Origin of the sequence: Lysinibacillus sphaericus OT4b.31 (assembly GCF_000392615.1) — a bacterium.
Taxonomy (GTDB): Bacteria; Bacillota; Bacilli; order Bacillales_A; family Planococcaceae; genus Lysinibacillus; species Lysinibacillus sphaericus_B.
This window is the reverse complement of the sequence record NZ_KB933398.1, coordinates 1210408-1230960: the sequence shown is the minus strand read 5'-3', so window position 1 is coordinate 1230960 and position 20553 is coordinate 1210408. Positions and strand designations below refer to the sequence as shown.

Annotated in this window: 15 protein-coding genes and 1 pseudogene; 3 read left to right on the top strand and 13 right to left on the bottom strand. The window is 39.6% G+C overall.

All coding sequences use genetic code 11. The annotated features are described in order from the left end of the window. Window positions 1–8: 8 nt before the first annotated feature. The 4 genes from addA to H131_RS05495 all read right to left on the bottom strand — a co-directional run bounded on the left by addA (window position 9) and on the right by H131_RS05495 (window position 8589). Entirely contained in the window at window positions 9–3722 is a 3714-nt protein-coding gene (gene addA / locus H131_RS05510) for a helicase-exonuclease AddAB subunit AddA (RefSeq protein WP_010858088.1), read from the bottom strand. Between the two features lies 1 nt (window position 3723). Continuing rightward, window positions 3724–7233 carry a helicase-exonuclease AddAB subunit AddB gene (gene addB / locus H131_RS05505; protein ID WP_010858087.1) on the bottom strand — a complete coding sequence of 1170 codons (3510 nt, stop codon included), beginning with the start codon at window positions 7231–7233 and terminating at the stop codon, window positions 3724–3726. Window positions 7234–7390: 157 nt separating this feature from the next. After that, on the bottom strand, window positions 7391–8026 hold the full coding sequence (locus tag H131_RS05500) for a TVP38/TMEM64 family protein (RefSeq protein WP_010858086.1): 636 nt from the start codon (window positions 8024–8026) through the stop codon (window positions 7391–7393). A gap of 11 nt (window positions 8027–8037) precedes the next feature. Next, the gene (locus H131_RS05495) at window positions 8038–8589 is read right to left on the bottom strand and encodes a helix-turn-helix domain-containing protein (protein ID WP_010858085.1); all 552 of its coding nucleotides are present in this window, start codon (window positions 8587–8589) and stop codon (window positions 8038–8040) included. Window positions 8590–8722: 133 nt separating this feature from the next. Between H131_RS05495 and H131_RS05490 the strand changes: the two genes are divergently transcribed. Together H131_RS05490 and H131_RS05485 are read left to right on the top strand one after the other, a co-directional pair. Further along, a complete protein-coding gene (locus tag H131_RS05490) occupies window positions 8723–9454 on the top strand; it encodes an AzlC family ABC transporter permease (protein WP_010858084.1) in 732 nt (243 codons plus the stop codon). Then, entirely contained in the window at window positions 9451–9777 is a 327-nt protein-coding gene (locus H131_RS05485; RefSeq protein ID WP_010858083.1) for an AzlD domain-containing protein, read from the top strand. Before H131_RS05490 ends, H131_RS05485 begins: the two co-directional genes overlap by 4 nt. Before the next feature lie 371 nt (window positions 9778–10148). On the opposite strand, the gene H131_RS05480 is transcribed toward H131_RS05485, so the two are convergent. The 8 genes from H131_RS05480 to ftsE all read right to left on the bottom strand — a co-directional run bounded on the left by H131_RS05480 (window position 10149) and on the right by ftsE (window position 18354). Further along, on the bottom strand, window positions 10149–10373 hold the full coding sequence (locus H131_RS05480; RefSeq protein WP_036131113.1) for a DUF2198 family protein: 225 nt from the start codon (window positions 10371–10373) through the stop codon (window positions 10149–10151). Then, window positions 10373–11554 carry a PDZ domain-containing protein gene (locus H131_RS05475; RefSeq protein WP_010858081.1) on the bottom strand — a complete coding sequence of 394 codons (1182 nt, stop codon included), beginning with the start codon at window positions 11552–11554 and terminating at the stop codon, window positions 10373–10375. Before H131_RS05475 ends, H131_RS05480 begins: the two co-directional genes overlap by 1 nt. Before the next feature lie 123 nt (window positions 11555–11677). Then, window positions 11678–13120 (bottom strand): S41 family peptidase, encoded by a 1443-nt coding sequence (locus H131_RS05470; RefSeq protein WP_010858080.1) that lies wholly within the window; start codon window positions 13118–13120, stop codon window positions 11678–11680. Window positions 13121–13344: 224 nt separating this feature from the next. After that, window positions 13345–13932: a redoxin domain-containing protein gene (locus H131_RS05465; protein WP_010858079.1), complete on the bottom strand. Its 588-nt coding sequence runs from the start codon at window positions 13930–13932 to the stop codon at window positions 13345–13347. Next, the gene (locus tag H131_RS05460) at window positions 13929–14549 is read right to left on the bottom strand and encodes a hypothetical protein (protein ID WP_010858078.1); all 621 of its coding nucleotides are present in this window, start codon (window positions 14547–14549) and stop codon (window positions 13929–13931) included. Before H131_RS05460 ends, H131_RS05465 begins: the two co-directional genes overlap by 4 nt. 827 nt (window positions 14550–15376) lie before the next feature. Further along, the gene (locus H131_RS05455; protein WP_010858077.1) at window positions 15377–16684 is read right to left on the bottom strand and encodes a murein hydrolase activator EnvC family protein; all 1308 of its coding nucleotides are present in this window, start codon (window positions 16682–16684) and stop codon (window positions 15377–15379) included. Window positions 16685–16793: 109 nt separating this feature from the next. Further along, complete coding sequence (gene ftsX / locus H131_RS05450) at window positions 16794–17678, bottom strand: permease-like cell division protein FtsX (RefSeq protein WP_010858076.1); 885 nt, start codon at window positions 17676–17678, stop codon at window positions 16794–16796. Then, window positions 17668–18354 carry a cell division ATP-binding protein FtsE gene (ftsE, locus tag H131_RS05445; RefSeq protein WP_010858075.1) on the bottom strand — a complete coding sequence of 229 codons (687 nt, stop codon included), beginning with the start codon at window positions 18352–18354 and terminating at the stop codon, window positions 17668–17670. The genes ftsX and ftsE overlap by 11 nt, the downstream gene beginning before the upstream one ends. A gap of 485 nt (window positions 18355–18839) precedes the next feature. On the opposite strand from ftsE, the pseudogene H131_RS26065 reads away from it, so the two are divergent. Further along, window positions 18840–19005: pseudogene (locus tag H131_RS26065) on the top strand (IS5/IS1182 family transposase); the annotation flags it as partial. Window positions 19006–19180: 175 nt separating this feature from the next. On the opposite strand, the gene H131_RS05440 reads toward H131_RS26065, so the two are convergent. Further along, window positions 19181–20368, bottom strand: coding sequence for a DUF4097 family beta strand repeat-containing protein (locus tag H131_RS05440; protein ID WP_010858074.1), 1188 nt, complete (start codon window positions 20366–20368; stop codon window positions 19181–19183). Window positions 20369–20553 lie beyond the last annotated feature (185 nt).

Genomic DNA, 20553 nt, shown 5'->3' with positions numbered 1-20553 from the left:
AGGTTGCCTTATACGTGTAATGCTTTTTCAATGTCGAATAAGTACAACACTTTGTCGCCCACTTTTATATGCAAAATAGATTCAATCGCTTCACTATAAACGCGTAATTGTACACCATAGCGCCCTACTAGTTCCTTCGATAATGCTGGTTCCTCCGCAAAATGGGATTGAATACGGTCGGTCTTATAATCAAGCAAAACCCATTCACCGTTTGCATCCTCGAACAAGCAATCGATAATCCCTTGGACGATTTGCGCATCACCGTCCTCATCCACGCGACTAATTGTGAACGGCAATTCCCTACGAAGTTGCTTCGCATTTTTAAAACGTTGTCCAATGTCTGTTGTAAAGAACTTCAAAATTTTCACAGATGGGACGACCTTACCCTCAGCCTCTGTTAAGAGCTGTCTTGCCACTAAATCAGCAACAAAGCTTTCGACCTCCTGCAAATTCGTAAAACCGTACTGTGGTACATGTTGCATGACTGCGTGGACAGCTGTGCCAATTTCTGCGCCAGTCATCTGTTTTTCCTGTAAAAAGGTTGGTCTCGGTGCAAGCGCAGATTGTTGCTTATTTGGTACTGTAAAAAAGTACTCAGGCTCTGCTTGACGCTGTAAATTTTCTAAGCGTTTAATGTCACTAACGGATGTTTTCGAGTGTTTTTTTGTAGAACTTTGGAAAGGGTACTGTGCCTGGAAGCGAGTGGCAATTTCTGTGAGCAATGCTGTATCCTCTGATGTTGTTATCATGTGTTGTGCTCCATCTTCGAGAGCGAATGTCTCATACATATAACAACTTGTTTCGATAGCTCGTACCCACCAATGTGATGCATCCTCTCGCTCTTTATACATCGTTGTAGAAAGTGGGCCAAAATCTGCATGTCTTGCCACTGCAGGTCCTAACCAGTCAAAATAACTATTTGCACGAGCACGTAAATATTCCTGCAAAGGTTCATCTACTGGCAAAGTTTGTGCGTCCTGCCACTTGTCGAGCGTTTTCTCCCAATTTTTTACGGAGCCAACTAAAATCAGTCGTTCCTTCGCACGTGTCATGGCTACATACAGCACACGCATTTCCTCAGCGCGCATTTCAAGCTCTTTTTTCTCCTTCATCGCTAAAAACGGTAGCGAGGTATAAGTAATACGATCTTCTGGATCAATCGCTTTAACAGCAAGTCCAAAATCTTGGTCAAATAAATATGGATTGTGGAAATCCATTTTATTAAATGGACGGCCCATACCAGCGGCAAAAACGACCGGGAACTCAAGTCCTTTGGATGAGTGAATTGTCACAAGGCGCACGACGTCATCCTTTTCACCAATAGATTTAGCTGTCCCTAAATCATCGCCGCGTGTGCGCATGCGGTCAATAAAACGCAAGAAGCGGAATAGTCCTCGAAATGCCGTTTTCTCATACATTAATGCACGGTCATGTAAGACACGTAAATTCGCTTGACGCTGCTTGCCATTAGGCATGGCCCCAACCATTTCATAATAATGCGTATCCAAGTAAATCTTCCAAATTAAATCTGACAGCGAACCACGACGTGCTAAATCACGCCAATTTTCAAATGCCAGCATAAAACGTTGCAGCTTTTCAAACGTGGTTGATTGCACGCCATGACCTTCACTGCGAATGAACTGTCTCAAAGCGTCATAAAAAGGCGCTTTGGACTCTGCCAAACGAATTTTCGCTAGCTCATTTTCCGTTAAGCCAACGAATGGTGCACGTAATACGGAGGCTAAAGGAATATCTTGATAGGGGTTATCTACTATCTTCAATGTATTGAGTATAATCATAACCTCAAGCGCATCGAAGTAGCCCTTTGATGATTCTGCATAGAGGGGAATGCCTGCAAGTTTAAATTCCTCCACTAAATCCGTCGACCAGGTCATTGAGCGCATTAATATAACAATATCACTATATTTTAACGGACGTTCTGACTTCGTTTTTGTGTCGTATACAGTTGTGCCGTCTTCCATCATTTGCTTTATGCGTTCAATTATAAAGCGCGCCTCATACTGCGATTTCTTTAGTTCTTCTAGTTCAGATGCTTCGCTGACTAGGTCCTCTACTTCGTCGTCGATTTCCTCTTCTAGCGGTGGATGTAACACAACCAACTCAACCGGGACTTCCTTTTCATCATATGGTGCTGCAGGCTTTAACGAGGCATTTTCATCATAATGTATTTCTCCAACACGTATTCCCATAATTTGTGCAAAAACAAAGTTTGTTGCGTTCAGCACTTCCTTGCGACTACGAAAATTAGCATTTAAATCAATGCGCATACCTGTCCCATCAGGTTGCTCAATAAACTCACCATATTTCCTCATAAAGAGTTTTGGCTCTGCTAGGCGGAAGCGGTAAATACTTTGCTTAACGTCACCCACCATAAAAAGATTGCCGTCTAACTCATCGCCGGTTTTCACTAGTTGTAAAATTGTTTCTTGTAACATATTGGTATCTTGATATTCATCGACTAGCACTTCTTTAAAACGTTTTTTTAAATCTAATGCAACAGGAGATGGCTGTAGTGTTCCATCTACATTTTCTGCTAGTATTTGTAATGCAAAATGCTCTAAGTCAGAAAAATCAATAATTCCCCGTTCTAACTTTGCCATACGGAATTGCTCACTAAACACTTTTGTCAACTCAACCAATGTGGCAATGGTAGGTGCCATGAGACAAATTTCTTCAAGCAACCGTGCAGGTGTACGCACAAAGTATGTTTCTTTAAGTTTATTTATAATTTTTTTGGCTGCATCACGCTTTTTCTTGGCAAGTTCTTGTAAATCCACATCGACTAAAGCATCCTTCGCCACTCGCTTTAATGTCGACCACTTGACGGTCGAAAAGTAATCAAATAATTCCTGCCACGTTCCTTCACGACTTATGCGAATTCCCTCTTGAATCATCGCAAAATCAATTTCTGCGGTTTCAGCATACGGTGCAGGTCCTTCTGGCTGCAACGTAATCGCACGCATTTCAGAAAGTAAGACAAAAGCTTCCTCTAGGCTATGTTTCACAGTTAGTTTTACATAAATGGATAACTCTAAATCGTCAATCGTGACATCACCTGCTAGCTCATATGCCTGTGGTAGACTGCTTAGCCATTTTTGTGGCTCGGCATGAACACGAGATGTATCATAAAGCTTGCTCATCAGTGTTTCAATAGCCTGATCATCACGATCTGATGTAAAACTATCAACAAGGCGATAGATTGCTTGGACTTGTGCTTCGTCTTCAACATCGTATGCAGCTTCTAACACATCTGCCAAGATATCATCTCGAAGTAATGCTATCTCTGCCTCATTCGCAATACGGAAGCCCGGATCAATATCTAACATGTACGCATATTGTTTCACAATGGCTAAACAAAAAGAATGGAGCGTCGAAATTTGTGCCTTATTGACCAAGCTTAACTGTCGTCGCAAATGTTGTGACGTCGGATTTTCTGTTATCGCCTTTTCTAATGCCTCACCCATACGATGACGCATTTCAGCAGCGGAAGCATTTGTAAACGTCACGACGAGCAGTTCATCAACATTGATAGGATTGTCGTTCGCTACCACTTTTTCAATCATGCGATTAATCAGTACCGCTGTTTTGCCAGAACCAGCTGCCGCTGACACAAGTGTATCCTGTCCACTTGCATAAATCGCATTCCATTGAGCGTCTGTCCAAGTGACATTCTCTGGCTTCACTGGTATTTGATGCACCATCTTAATTCAACTCCTTACGAATTTTCTCTACGACCTCTATCGGCTTTGCCTGAGGTAACTGACGATAACTTTGCTTACCATCAGACGTGTCAAATTGACAGACAGATGCAAATTGACAATAATCACATGCCGTTTTTGATTTTAATTTATACGGACTAATCGCCGTGTCACCAGCTAAAATGCCATTTCCTGCCTCTTGATGCTTACGACGCACAAAATGCTGGATATTTTTCATGTCATTCACAGGCACAATACGCGATTGAGATTCTGACGGGGTACCGTCTTTTTTCATATAGACTGGGATAATTTGTGAATGTCCACTAGCTTCTTCAAGCTGTTCGTCCATTGATAAAATCGCTTGTGGATTTTCTGTTAAAAGGCCCTTCATTTTGTATTGCTTTAAACGATCTTCCTCAATTTCACTATGGCTCAAATCCTTATCGAGCTTTAACATCGGATTGTGGACGTGGACATATAATACGCCCGCTGGTTCAGCATCTCCTGGTAGCCAGTATGAGGCATTTTCCATCGCTACATCTAGATATGTCAATACTTGCAATGACAACCCATGATACACCTCGTTTAAATCTAAATCCCGACTGGACGACTTATAATCGACAATCCGTAAATAGGAGCGATCATCAAATGATGCACTATCTACCCTATCAATACGTCCCCGCATAAACATTTTCTTTCCACCTGCTAAATCAATTTCAAGCGCGGGTAACTGTTCATGTTGCCCTGGCCCAAATGATGCTTCAATGGCAATCGGTTTAAAATGGGAGACATTGGCATGCTGGGTAAGTGCGGTCATTGTGCGTTCCACAATACGAATAAGCTTGCGCTGAATGTAACGGTAACGCGCACTGGACAATAAGATTTGATGTGAAAATACTGGTACAATTTGTTCAACAGCCTGTCTAGCTAACTGCTGAATTTGCTGTCTTGTTAAACGAATCCATGACAGCTGTTGACGATGTGTCTCCTCTGTTATCCATTTTAATGCCTCGTGGAATAAATCGCCCATTGCAAATGTTTCTAATCGATACTCAGCACGTTCCTCTAAACGCAAGCCGTACGTTGTGAAATGTGAAAATGGACAGCGAAAATATTTCTCCACTCGCGACACACTCGATGTTAATCGTTTGCCGTATAGCTCTTGGGTGATATACGTTTCTAATGGCTCTGCTTCATTCTTATGTGAGATTGGTTGCATAACTCGCTCTAATATTAATGACCAGTACGGATCCTGCTCATAAAATTTCTGTAAAGCTAGCCATTCTGGTTCAAGTTCACGACTATGTTCAGCTTGACGTAGTTGGACCATTAAATGGGCTAATGCCGTTCGAGGATGACGTAAATAAGGCAGCACATTGTCATCTAATAATTCTATTGGATCTATGACGACACGTTGGACCCTTACATCACTTAATAGACCTGCTGTTTTGTCATTGCCGATAATTTTTTTGATATACAACGATGATAATAATGCCTTGCCTTCTTCATCTGCCGTTGGATAAGTCATATATAGCTTGTCCGAAGGTGTTGTCAACGCGCGATATAATAGGAAATTCTCCTGCAATAAACGGTTTTTTGAAGTTGGTGCAAGTTCATAGCCAATCTGAGTGAACCATTCTCGTTCAGTATCGGACAGTAAGCCTTCATAATCCAATCTTGTTGGGTAAATGCCATCATTCATGCCGACAACAAAAGCAATCTTAACGTCTGATAATCGTGCTAAATCGACTGTTGCCACCATCACCTCATCAAGTGTAGGGGGTATACGCGAAAATTCTAAAGTATCAAAGCCTTCATCTAAAATCTTTGCTGCTTCTTCGACAGACATTTCCTGCTCGCCGAACATGTAAACAAACTGATCCAACACTACAACCCATTCATTCCAAGCTTGATTATGCTCACTTGCAGCAAGTGCATCTCCTCTGTCTAGTTCTTTGTCCTTCATAGACTGGAGCTTGTCATATACTTGGACATCTTCAATCAGCTCAAATAATGCCGTTGCAACCTCTCTTCCTGTTTTCGCTAGTATTAGCTTGTCTTGAAAAATTTTTAATGGTTGTCGTATATCATCACGAATTGCCTCGATTTCTGCCTGCATCGCACGCTCTTCGTCGGTTTGTATGCGCGAATGGAATTCAAGACCTCGATATTTTTTATAAAACCAGCGAGATTCTTCAAACCAGCGTTCGCCGTAAATCCCCTGTGCCAAACAGTAATTCTCTAAACGATCCGCACGTTCACGCCACACACTTCGCTCAGCATATAACGGGAAAAATAAATCTGTTTTCACACTTCGAAAAATAGGTTCGTATTTCCAATTAGATGTGACAACCTCTAAAGCTGAACGACTAAATTCAATCAAAGGATGATGCAGCATTGTCTTTTTGGTATTCGTAAATATCGGAATATCATATTGCTGGAAAATTGCTGAAATCAATGGATCATATACATCGGCCTGTCGATAAAGCAGAACAATGTCCTTGTAACGGTAGCCTTCCTGCCTTGTCAATTTTGTTATTTCCCGGGCAATGGCATGGACTTCAGTACGACGATTTGAAGCCTCTAAGACCATTACATCTCCATGTGTTTTTTTCGTATGTGGTACCATATCTGTAAATCCTGCTTCCACGTGACGCAAATCTTCGGAGTGGAAACGATGCGTTTTAATAAAATGCAATGGTGCTTCGACCTCAATCCCTTCCTCTTGTGCAATGTCAAGTAGGCGTTGATTTGTTGTCGCTGCTTCATTAAATAGTGCCTGCTCATCTTTCGCTTCCTCAATATGGTCAAAGGGTAGCACAACTGTTACGTGCTTTGTCACCTTGAGCAGTTCCTTCACAAGCTCTAACTCTCTTACCGTAAATGCTGTAAAGCCATCTATATAAATCGTTGCTTGATTCATTGTCTCTGAATGTTTCAGTTGTTCCGTTAAAATTGGATAATACCCTTCACTATCGACATAAGTCGTGCCAAGTCGATCCTCTAAAGCCTGTAATACAATTTGCAGGTCATTGGTTTTTGCCTGTAATGTATTCGGTGCGTCAATGGCCTTTAAAGACGTAGCCACTTCAGACAACACTGTACTATTCACACTATAGCGGCTAAATTCACGTAGTAATGTTTCAATTTCCTCCGTAAAGCCCCGCTTCCCTGCAGCTTGTCGAAATAACGAGAATTCATTTTTTTGCTCCTCTAGTAGTTTGCGAATGAGCATCCGATAGCCGTAGCCGTTTACCTCTTTACGAGCAATACCACCTGTTTCCTGTAGTACGAGCCATGCCAAACGTTTAAAGGTCATAACTTGCGCCCGAATTAACCCCTGTAAGCCATGCTTATTCGTGAGCTCATACTCCGTTGTATAAGACATTTGGTCAGGTACAATAATAAAAATCGGATACCCTAACGGATCTGTAGTTAACTGCTCAACAATCTCCTTATGAATAAACGCTGATTTTCCTGTACCAGCACGCCCTGAAACAATACGCAATGTCATTCACTTTTCCCCCTGCTTTATGATAAAAATTAACGATGTCTTGGTTTTTATATAGCTGTCGCTTCAATGTTCATGACACCGATTTAAGGCTATATTATTAAAATTAAAAAAGTCCCTTCTACCATTTTACATGATACAAGGGCCTAGATGTGTATATTCAACTGGCATGGTTATCATTTTTCGGCAATTTTCGCATTTGCTTCAAATCTCTTTCCACACGAGCATTCAATCGCTTCTCAATCAGCTTTCCAATCCACCATAGCACAATAATCGCAACTCCAGCAATTATTAATCGTACAGGACTTGTCAATAACGATTTCAAATCATAGCCAAGCACACTCATTCCTAAAATCATGACGAATTTACCTGCTAACAGCACTACTAAGTAAAACTTTTTATGAATGTGAGATAATCCGGCTACTATATTGACAATAACAGAAGGTGTAAAAGGAAAACACAGCAATACAAACAACGGGCTAATCCCATTCATATCTACCCATTGAATCAGTTTTTCTACCTTTTTACTGCCCGTTACAAAACGGAGCTTTGGATGCTTACCAAAATGACGGACGAGCAAAAAAACTACATACGAGCCGGCCACTGAGCCAAGCCACGACATTAAAAAACCTAACCATAAGCCAAACGCACTTGCATTTGCTACAACAAACACGACCAATGGTAAAAATGGTAAGAATGCCTCTATAAAGGGCAATAACAAACCAATCAGCGGACCAAATGTTCGATATTCGGCTGCAACATGCTCAATATTTTCTACAGTAAACCATTCATTCAATATAGACACCTCTATTTGTATTGCAAAATTAAATGTAAAATTGTCAGTTCTTCCGACGTATTTTTATATTCGTGTAGTTGATGCCCCGAGAATACCAGTGTATCCCCTTCTACTAATTGTTCATGCATTTCTCCAGCAGAAATAATAGCTTGTCCTTGGATAACTGTTACTGTTTCCTCTACCCCTTCTGTGTGCGCTTCACTCCTACTGCAAGCTCCTGGTTCCATTTCAATCTTGTAGAACTCCCAGCCTCGCTCTGGGTCGTAAGGAATAATGGAGTACACGCGATAGCGTCCTTCATCCTCATCGACATGTGGCGCATCTTTACTACTAAATTTCATAAAATGGGCAGTCGGAGGTTGCAATAGTGAAGAAAATGAAATTCGTAAGCCCGCAGCTATTTTCCAAATAGTTGATACAGTTGGGTTGGATTCACCTTTTTCAATTTGGGCAAGTTGCGCCTTACTAACCCCCGTTGCTTTGGCAACATCGTCTAGGCTCAAACTTCTTTGTTGCCGTATTTTTTTTAGTTGAAAAGCTAAATTTCGACTCATTTGTTCCAACTTAACTCACCATTTCCTATTGTTTATTTTATAAGACATATGTATACTTTAATAGACATATCAGAACTATCAAATTATTTCACCATTCCATTATTAGTATACATGGAATTTTTTTCGAAAGGATGATCTATTTATGACAAGTACGACAGAACTTCACGATAAACCCACAATCTCAACAGACAACAGCTTTTTCCAAGGTGTCAAGGACTGTGTTCCTACCTTACTCGGCTATATTAGTATAGGACTTGCTTTCGGTGTTGTAGGTTCCGCTTCAGGCTTGTCTGTACTTGAAATCGCACTATTAACAATACTCGTTTATGCTGGTTCTGCACAATTTATTTTTTGTGCCTTGCTGTTAACAAGTAGTCCTGCCTCTGCCATCATTGTAACCATATTTGTCGTAAATTTACGCCATTTATTAATGAGTTTAACTTTAGCGCCCCATTTTACACGTTATTCTATGTTACGAAATGTTGGATTTGGTACTTTATTAACTGATGAAACATTTGGTGTGGCTGTCACAAAACAAATGCAAAACGGCAAGTTATATGGAAAATGGATGGATGGCTTAAATATAACCGCCTATTTATTTTGGATTTTGTCCTGTGTAACGGGTGCCTTTTTAGGGCAATGGGTAGCAAATCCTGAAAAATGGGGCCTAGACTTTGCATTGATTGGCATGTTTGTCGCTTTACTTGTTCTACAGCTTAGTAGTGTCAACAAAACGAAGATTATGCACTACTTGATGTTAATTGGATATATGGCTGTTTGTATGTATGGCTTATCCTATATAGTACCTTCTCACGTTGCTGTGCTTCTAGCAACAATCATTGTAGCAACAATTGGGGTGGTGACAGATAAATGACAACAACAGCTTCAATGGTGTGGCTTATTATCGGTTGTGCGCTAGTAACCTGGCTGCCACGTATTATTCCATTTATGTTCGTACGCAGTGTGAAGTTGCCTGAGGTTGTATTAAAATGGCTTAGCTTCATTCCTGTTTGTATTTTAAGTGCCCTTGTCTTCGAAAATTTGCTAGACACTGAAAGCAAAAGTTTCGTTACACTCGATTGGCCTGTATTTATTACATTTGTGCCAACACTTATTATTGCACTTGTCACAAAAAGTTTGTCCATTACGGTTGTTGTAGGGGTTGTTATTATGGCAGCGGTAAGATTCTTCATGTAAAAAGGTACTTGGCAGATTTTTGTCTGCTAAGTACCTTATTTTGGCTCATCACCATACCGTGGGGTTGATTCCGTCCGGCTGGGCGCTTTCCTGTGGGCGTCCGATGAGCCGCTTAGGGCAATAGGATGTTGGTCACGAAGGCGTTATCACAGGACGTGATGCTTTTAGCCTTCGTTCCTCTACGTGGCTCGCTCCAGGGTCTCATCTGTGACTGATCCCCAAGGAGTCGCCCAGCCTCCACTCCAATCAACTAATATAAAGTGAAACTTCAATCAGTCGGGGTTTTACGGTCAGTTTATCCACCACCTAGTTAATGCGGTATAAATGACATACGTTTTAACAAATGTCATCCCCAACTTTTGGTGATGAGCCTATTTTTTTTGCATGCGACTTGCGAGCCAAAAACCTACTGTTAACGAAAAAGCATCTACTACGAAAATAATTGGTGGCGAAGTATAACCTGCATAAACCGATGCGGCAATGAGAGCAATTGCTAATAAAAGGGCCACGTAGCGATTATACGTAATTCGTGTAAACAATAACACTAATAATGCAGGTACAAATAATGCCAACATCATTTTTCCAAAAACATCGATCATACATCCCTCTGCTCCGCTAACAATAATCCAATACGATAATGATCATTGCTGTAAATTACATGCTGTGTTAGTCGGATTTCATTGTTACGATCAAGTACCTCTAATCGACAATGAGCAGCATTTAATTGTAAAGCCTCATATAATTCGCTTTCTGTGTAGATTGGGTGGCCATTTACTTTCCGAATACATTCCCCTGCAAGTAAACCCATTTTCTCTGCTGGTGAATGCGGTAAAACTGCCGCAATAACTGCCCCTTTAGAACTCGGTGCAACCGCATAAATTTCCGTCTTGTCCTGCATCGCATAGTATATTGCAATAATAAGACGAATGATTACGCCTACTGCAAGCGTTATAAAGCCTATGAGTGGCTCGATGAATGATGCAAGTCCTCCTATTAATATCAGTTGCCCTAATAATAATACGGAACGGCCAATTTTCGGTAATTGTAAAACGGGCAATTCTTTTCTTGAAAGCTTAGCAAATCCGATTACTACAGGAAATAGGATAAATGCAAAAGACCTTTCTCCCAATGTGAATTGTGGCCAGTATGGAAAGACTGACGAAATCATATCTCCAGGCATTATAAAGAATATTGGTAGTACCCAAATGTTTCTCGTGCGATACACAATAGCCTGCATACCGCGCTTCGTTTTTTCAACACGTGGTGTAGTCACCATTGTTGAAGTTCGACGAATCAGCATACCTTCAGCAATCACACACAATCCAGTTATAATAGTGATTGTTACAATCGCGCCTTCAAATAAATCTGTACCTACTAACGAAACTTTCCACCATGAAAACGACCAATTATAATGATACATAGCCCATGTTGCTAGTGTTGCGAACCCCATTGTATAAATTGGTGACAGTGAATTAATGAAAAACAGCAAGAGCGCCAGTGTAGAGAATGCAACCAACACAAGTAAAAATGTTTTTGGTACGGTCAAACCCACCCCAACACTTATAATTGAAATGATTAGTGCATAAGGCCATCCACGTTTCCATTGCCCTATTAACTCTGTCCAGCCCCAAATAATACGTCTATTAAAAAATTTACGCTCCTGCTTCACGCGACTATATCCTAATAAAATAGCGAATAAAATTGCTATATATAGTACTGGGTTCAGTAAAAAGCGGCCAATCGCTGTTACAAATTCTATTAAAATACTACTCGCCATACAGACACCCGCCATTTCTATCTCGATTACTATGAATTCATTGTATCAAAGGACCACTCTCTTGCGTAGTACAAACTAGTAGAAAGCTTTGTATTCCCGTCATATTTACTAGATGTATAGTGGCTATTGTTCAATGTTATGCAATAAAAAGCTTGTTGCCATCTGGAATTGTAAATCATTTGTGCGATCCTCTTTATAGTTTTTTAACGTTTCATTCAGGCTATTGAAAAAGGCTGTATCCATATAAACATCGTCGTCTGATTTCGGTAACTTCTTCTGCTTACGGTAAAGCTTTACCGCTTCGTCTGTTGCTTCATCTAAATAACCGTCTAGACGAACAATCTGATAACCTAGCTTTTGTAAGGCTTTTTGTGTATAAGCAATTTCTTCACTCATATCCCCTACTTTAAATTGCCCTGTTAATGGATGCAATTGCAGTGCAAATAATTCATTTTGTTCTATGACTAAACCAGCTTCAATGCCTTGCCCATGAATCCATTCACGTTTGGGTGTCAGCCATTTATTCGTTGATAATTTAAGTTCGCCCCCATTTGAAAGAGCCCAAGATTCCTGTACTGTACCTTTACCAAAACTTTTCACCCCGACAATTGAAGCACGATCCCAGCTTTTTAAGGCTCCGCTTAGTACCTCACTTGCTGATGCACTTCCCTGATTTTGTAAAATAACAATCGGTATTGTATTCATCGTCTGCAAATATTTTTCGTCAAAGCTTTTCGATTCTGTCTTTAATGGTTCCATAGCACCTTCAGCATTTTGCATATACGCAAACACCTTACCATTTTCTAACACCGTACTTAGTAGCGCTGCCACGCTATGTAAATAACCCCCCGGATTATCACGTACATCAACAACAAGCCCCTCTATATCTTTGCGTAGTAATTTACTCGTTTCTGCAACCCATTCATTGGCCGTTTTCTCACCAAATAGCGAGATTTCTACATAGCCAATCGCAGTATCTTCTACCATCACTACTTCACTTGCTACAGTTTTATTGGAAATTGCCGCTCGCTCCATGGTCATTTTAATATGCTTATCTTCACTTGGACGATAGACCACTATGGTAAGCTTTGTACCTTTTTCACCTTGAATTAATTGCATTAATTCACTCATCGTCTTACCATCTACTCGTACGCCATCAACTTGTACAATTTCATCGAGAGAACGCATTCCTGCTTTTTCTGCAGGGGACGAACGAACAGGGGACACCACTATAAATTTCCCTTTGTTTTCCGATAGTTCAATTCCAATGCCGACCCTTTCCTCAGCTAGCATTTGTCGATGTTGCTCGGCCTCATCCTTCGAATAATAGGTGCTATAAGGGTCTTTTATCGCATCTGCCATGCCACGCAGAGCCCCCTCTACTAATGCATCCTTTTTTGTACTATACACGGATTGTTCCTCAATTAAATGCATTGCTTCATTAATCGATTCGACCTCTGTAACTTGCTCCTTTTTCTCCGCACCATTAAACCAGTCAAAGTAAAATCCACTACCTACCAATAAACTACTGATAAGTACGCCGACACCTGCCGTAATTTTGCGCAAACCTTCCCTCCTCCGTCTCTTTACTGTATGAATGTTTTTTTTCAAACATACAAAATAAAGCTGCCTCAAAATCATTTGTGGCAACTTTTATTTTCTTGAGCGATAGTAAAACGGCTTCGAAAGACTAGATAATAATGACATCAAACGTTATTGTTCCGGCGGTCTTTTTAAACTAAAAGATGTCCCAAAAGATATTATCCTTTTGAGACATCCTCTATAGTTTATTAGTCTAGTGCTTCTACATAGTTCGTTAGCATATCCATATCCATTGGTCCTTGAATGGTACGCTGTATATATCCATTTGAGTCAATAAAATAGGTTGTAGGAATTGTTATAACTTGATAATCAATGCCAGCATCATTGTCCTTATCAAGTAAGATTGGAAATGTTAATTCATAACTATCCCTGAACGTAGTGATTGTATCAATTTTAGCATCTTCGGTAACATCTCGTTCCGCCGATGTTAAATTAACAGCCAAAATTTCTACATTTTCCTTTTTGGCATATTGGTCATAATAATTTTGCATATGTGGCATTTCTGCCTTACAAGGCGGACACCATGTAGCCCAGAAATTAAGCACCACTTTTTTTCCACGCAGGTCGCTTAAAGTGACCTCTTCCCCATCTAAATTGGTTAATGTGAAATCAGGTGGTGTGTCCCCTTTTTTTAATCCAATTTCTCGTTGCTCTGTTTCTTTTCCTAGTGAAGCCGCATCAATTTCACGGTCTTTATCAATTTGCTGTTTGACGTATGTACCAATCATCGCGACCACTAACAACACGACAATAAGCAACCCAATGTTTTTTTTCATTTTTTTCCCCCTATTCGTTGAATTCCTAGGCCTAACATCAGTAATAGGACGCTCACGCCAACAGCTGGTTGCCATAATCCTTGTGGCTGAATCGTAGCAACAAGTAGATACCCAGCTGTGTAAATGATTAAGGCACTTTGAAGGGCTGTTATTTTCCATAGTATGAAAAGCGTTAGTATACTTAGCACTATTAACGTAATAACTTCACTATTAAATGAATTATCATTTAATATTACCACGAACCATTGATAAATAGATTGCGTTAAGATAACTGCCCAAATGCTCGCCATTACTCCTTCTGCATCAAATTGTAACTTTTGTCGCTTCCACAAAAGCTGAACCAATACAGTAATAACACCTAAATAAATGCCAAATGTTCCTCCATTAAAATAAAGAAGTGTTAATGGTTGTGCAAGTACTGCTTTAAAATCCGTCACAATTAGGCTGAATTTCCAGACGAGAATAAAAGTAAAGATTGCGTCTGCATATACCCCCGACCATCGCTTTGAGAATTGCATACGTAAAACAAGCCATACAACGAAAAATGCGGCCAATAAAGCGATAGCCGTTGCTGGTAATGTTAGTGTACGAATCGAAAACCACTCTGTATTGACCACCCTACAAACCCTCCATGACAAATAGATAGTTTTAGCATAGCATACAATCTTTTTTCAACACTATAATTTCACAGTGTGTTCAAAAAACCTTCTAAAACAATCAAATCCAGCTTATTTTTTGAGCAAAGCATTTGATAAATACCCTACCACGTATATACCCCTGTATCATATCATAGCGTCTATTGCCTTATGTATGTTATCGCTTAAATATTGCTTTTTATCGAATAAATTTCACCATTTATCGAGAACTTTTTATAATTTATCGAGCAACCATTCCGATAACTCAGAAATTGAGTTTGAAGTATCTAAATGAAGTCGTTGATTTCCACTACGGCGGACGCTTTTCGCGGGCATGACTTCAGTCTCCTCGTCGCTAAGCTCCTGCGGTGCCTTCAACTCATGCGATTCCCGCAGAAGTCGCCGCCTGCGCTCCAATCAACTAGTGTACGTTAATAAATGATGGAGGTGATAGATATGACAACGGAAAATATAAATAATAAACGAGAATTAATTAGACATGCTGACATTGGAAAATCATTGAACGTCCTATTTGGGCGCATCATGTGGAAGAAGCAGATCATTTCGTCATCAAAGTGACATGAAACAAATTCTATGCACGTCGAGAAGAACGATTGAACGTGTATTGCCTGCCATAAATTTGAAGAAGCTAGCTAAGTATTGTAGCGTACTACTACTCTCGTTAATAGGGGCTATTTGTAACGAATATTTCTGATAAAATTTCAAAAGGTATTCGGAATGTGTTCATTTCCGAATACCTTTTGTCGTCAGTCTAAAGCTAACATTCTAATGTGTAGCTTTCGTTATTGTTATAAAGGAATATATTTCAGTGGATTTACACTACCAACTGCTTGTCCCTGCCAAGAACCAATATGCACCTCAAAGTGTAAGTGAGGACCGGTTGAACGACCAGTACTTCCCATCGCTGCAATTTGCTGCCCTTGTGTCACTTCTGTTCCAACACTCACGTTGAACGAATTTAAATGTGCATATACGGTTGTATAAATTTGACCGTTGATAGAATGCGTAAGAATTACGACATTACCATACGAGCTAAGCGGTGCTGCATATGATACGACACCGTCAGCAGCTGCCCAAATCGGTGTGCCTGTTTTGTTAGCAAGGTCCACTCCATAGTGGAATTCTGGACCAGCACCAATATTGCGCCAACCGTATGGGGATGTTAAACGGCCATTTGTTGGTTTAATCCATGTACCATTAGATTGTGGTGCATTGACTGTGGAAGAGCCAGAAGAGCCACCTGAATTTGCTGCTGCTGCTGCTGCTGCGGCTGCTGCCGCTTTACGTTTTGCTTCTTGTTGGCGTGCCACTTCTGCTAAACGATTTTGTTCTGCAATGATTTGCTGTTGTAATTCTGCACTGATATCAAGCGCCTCAGAATATTCTTTTTCAAGTAATACTTTTTCAGATTTTAGCTTTTCTTGTTCTTTTTCTAATTGATCGACTAAAGTATTTTTCTGTGCTTTTTGTCCATCTAATGATGATTTTAGACGCTCAAGCTCTGCTTTGTTGTCTTCAAGCTTTTGTCGCTTGTTTTCCAAAGCTTGCTTTTGTTCTTCTAATGTTTCTTTATCTGCTTTTTGGTCACGTATGATTTGACGATCTGCTTCAAGCAATGCATTGACAGCTGAGAAGCGGTCGATGAAATCGACAAAGCTATTGGAACCAAGTAAAACATCTATATAGCTGACCGAACCACCCGCTTGAATCGCGCGCGCACGATCCTGTAATAATACATCGCGCTCTTCAATTTTACGCATTAGCTCGTTGATAGATTCTTCTAATGCTTTAATCTCTGCGTTTGTCGTTTGAATATCCGCTAATACATTTTTTATATTACTATTTGTTTTGTCGATTTCAGCGTTTAACGATTGAATTTGATCTAATAATTTTTGTTGTTTTTCTTCATTCACACTAATAGCACTTGTCTTATTACTGATTGAAGAATTTAATTCATTTTTCTTTGTTTCGACTTGTTTTTTCTCATCTTTTAAATCCGATAAACTAGTTGCATACGCTGATGGAGTTTGGATAAAAAGGAATAGTGCAGTCACTGCTGCAAATGTTTTTATAGAGTTTTTTGCCATACTTTTCACCGATCGAACTCCCCTTCGACTATTAATATCTATATTTCACTTAAGGCGTAATGTAGTTGTGGTTGACGATTCAATGAACTAAAAAATACGACTTACATTTTGAGTCAAGTTAAATTTTTAAAAACTTACGAACTGACATGAAACTTCCCCAAATACCGATCAGCACACCAATAAGTAACAGTAGACCGCTTACCTGGTACACTAGTGGTGAGAAATCGAGTAATTGAACGAGCTCCCCTTTTAAACGTGGTGCAATAATTTTATATACATTGTGGTAAAGGGTTGCGACAACCGCAATTGGAATAATAGACCCTAAAATTCCAAGCCACATACCTTCTAATAAAAATGGAATTCGTACAAATGAATTCGTTGCCCCAACAAGTTTCATAATTTCAATTTCATCACGACGTGCAATAATTGTTATTCGAATGGTATTGGAAATTAGGAAAATGGCTGTAAATAATAACCCTAAAATTAACACCAGTCCTACATTACGACTAATATTTAGGAAGTTGAAAAGTTTTTCTACTTTACCTTCACCATACATTACGTCATATGTATAGTCATATTTGTCAATTGCCTTTGCAACGGTTGCTGTTTGCTGTGGATCTGTTGCCTTGACATAAATTACATTGCGTAATGGGTTACTTTGCTCAAATAACTTGAAGTCATCGCCAAAATCTTTTACTAATTTCGTTAACTCATTTTCCTTTGTCGAATACGTCATCTCCTCGACATCGGGCAGTTTTTCAATTTTTGTCTGTAGCTCTTTTTCAGCAGCTTCATCTGCTGTTTCATCGATTAAAACTTTGATTTCAACATCATTTTCTAAATCTGAGGCTACTTTGTTTAAGTTCATCATAATCAGTGCAAATACGCCTACAAGTATCAAAGTAACGGTTACTGCACTGACTGAAGCAATTGTCATCCAACTATTACGACCAAGTGATTTTATACTTTCTCGAAAGTGACGTTTTATCGTATTAAATTTCATAGCCGTAATCACCTCCGTGTTCATCACGGACAATCATTCCGCCTTCAATCGCAATTACCCGGCGGCGAATCGTATTCACAATCTCGCGGTTATGGGTCGCCATCACGATCGTTGTACCCCGTGCATTAATTTCTTCAAATAAATTCATAATCTCCCAAGATGTCTCTGGATCTAGGTTCCCAGTTGGTTCATCTGCAATTACCACTTTCGGTACATTAACAATGGAACGCGCAATGGAAACACGTTGCTGTTCCCCACCTGAAAGTTCATTCGGGAACATTCTCGCCTTATGTTTCAGTCCTACCAGCTCAAGTACTTCCATAACACGACGACGAATCTCTGCTGGTTCCTCTTCAATTACCTCTAAAGCAAATGCCACATTTTCATAGACATTTAGACGAGGAAGTAATTTGAAATCCTGGAAAACAACACCAAGTTGTCGGCGCAGGAAAGGTACTTTTTTATTTTTCAATGTTCCTAAGTCGATGCCGTTTACAGTAATTTCGCCTGAAGTTGCTTTTTCCTCACGATACATCAATTTGATAAATGTCGATTTACCTGCACCACTGGGCCCCACAACATAGACAAATTCACCTTGCTTTATGTTAACCGAAAGGCCATTTGTCGCAACGACACCATTCGGGTACTTCTTTGTCACATTTTTCATTTCTATCATATTTAAACCACCTAAACCTCTTACACATGTAAGATGTATTTCTTTTTCTATTATAGCACTCAATCTATGTTTTTTTATTACAGTTTCATTTCATTCCTTGGAAGTTGCTTCTATTTAAATATTATATTGTCAAAGATTATACTAGTGTATTATAAAATGACAGCAAAAATAAACAGGGATCGCTTCAAAAGTATGTAAGTCGATCCCTGTTTTATGTATATGCAACGTAGGCAATACCAACGTCAAAAAGCATTCAAGCTATGTTATTTCATTGTCTCATACTGTAGACAAACTCAAAAAATTGATTTTGTCACAGTATTTTTTCTTTTCAAATAGAAGTATCTATATGAACCCGTTGATTCCCGCTACGGCTGACGCTTTTCGGGCACGGCTTCAGTCTCCTCGTCGCTACGCTCCTGCGGGGCCTTCACCTCATGCTATTCCCGCAGAAGTCGCCGCCTGCGCTCCAATCAACTAGTGTATCCTATTTAACGTCAACGAAAGAAGGTAGAAGAAGACAGTATAAATCCAATCCACCTCAATGCGCAAGTTGTCCGTTATTGGCTCCATGTACAACGAGTAACATCATCGGAAAATCATTGACGTCCTATTTGGGCGCATCATCGGGAAGAAGCCGATCATTTATGTCATAAGTCCAAAAATGGCGGAAAACAGTTGCTCATAGCGTACTACTGTCGTTTATAGGGCTATTTGTCACTACTATTTCTGATGAAATTTCAAAAGGTATTCAGAATGTGATTATTCCGAATACCTTTTGTCGTCAATCTCAAGCTATGTTATTTCGTAGCCTGAATGCTTTATCTTTTTATAATTCTTGCTCGTCTGTAGTTGTATAACGTACCAAAACTGCACCCGTTTTAGATTCGCCTTCGATAAATAAACGGTTTGCATTGTCTACTTCTTTGTCGAAGCGTACTACTTTTGATAAAAACTGATCCTGGGATTCCATTTTTGAAACATCTTGAATACCAACATCTACTTTACCAAAATTCGTCACAATTTTACCGCTTAATGACATCGTGCGAGGCACATATAATTCAACAGCTCCAGCAACAGTTTGTGCTTTGATTTTTGATGAATTACTTGAGCAAGTCGTCACTACAACATGTCCATTTACGGACTTTGCTTCTACTTCATCCAATGCACCATCTAAATAGACGCGACCATTTAAAGTTTCAGCTTCTAAATCTTTACCGCGCACATCTGTTAATTCGATTGAACCGTTTGAGGAATCAACCTCTGCTTTTGTAAAACTTAGCTTAGAACCTTTAATGACACCATTTAAAGTCTTTACTTTCAATTGCTCTAGTTCCGTATCTTGCAAAGTTACACTACCGTTCATCAAACGCACAGACAATTTTTCTAACTTTTCCTTAGGCATAAGTACTTTCACATTTACCTGTACAAGTTTTAATTGACTTAAAATTCGTAGTGAATCTACATCTTCTTTCACGACAAATTGCTCTAGGAAATGAGCGCGTGTTTCTTCTTCGCTCTCATTAATAAGAGGTGCCTTCACTTTACAAATAACTTGGAATTTATCTCCTTCACCAGGCTCTAATGAAAAATTGCCATTTGGTAATTCGACGATGACATTTTGTACATTGGCAGCTTCAAACTCTTCGGTATGTGTAAATTCAAACTTATCACCAAATGGAGAGGACACATCAAATTCCTTCACCTTTTTTACCGCCGTATTCATCATGTCCATAAAGAGTGAACCGATTTGGGATAAATCTTTACGAAAATCTTGCATTTCATCTTGGAAATATTTCGTGAAATCTGTATCCTTCTTTTGCTCCTCTTTTGGCGCTTCATTAAATATAGACTCTTTTTCTGTAGAAGATTGTTGTTCTTTGTTCAACACATCATTCATAACATTTTGAGTGGACTTGCTAGGTTGCTCTAATGCTTCTAATAATGTAATCGCCTCTTGCGCTGAAATAATCCCTTTTTCCACAAGTTCTAAAATTCGTTGACGTTCATTGTGCATAAATCTTAAAGCCTCCCTCAGTTCGTTATACTATTTATACGTCTCATTTTATGAAAGGTTTCATCTCAATAATGAAAAAAGTATGGCTTTAAAATGTAAAAAAAATTCACCTATCTTCCACGGGGTTCCACAAGCCTCAAAGATACTAAATATCTGTGCAGGCTTATGGTTCTCTATGCCGTGTA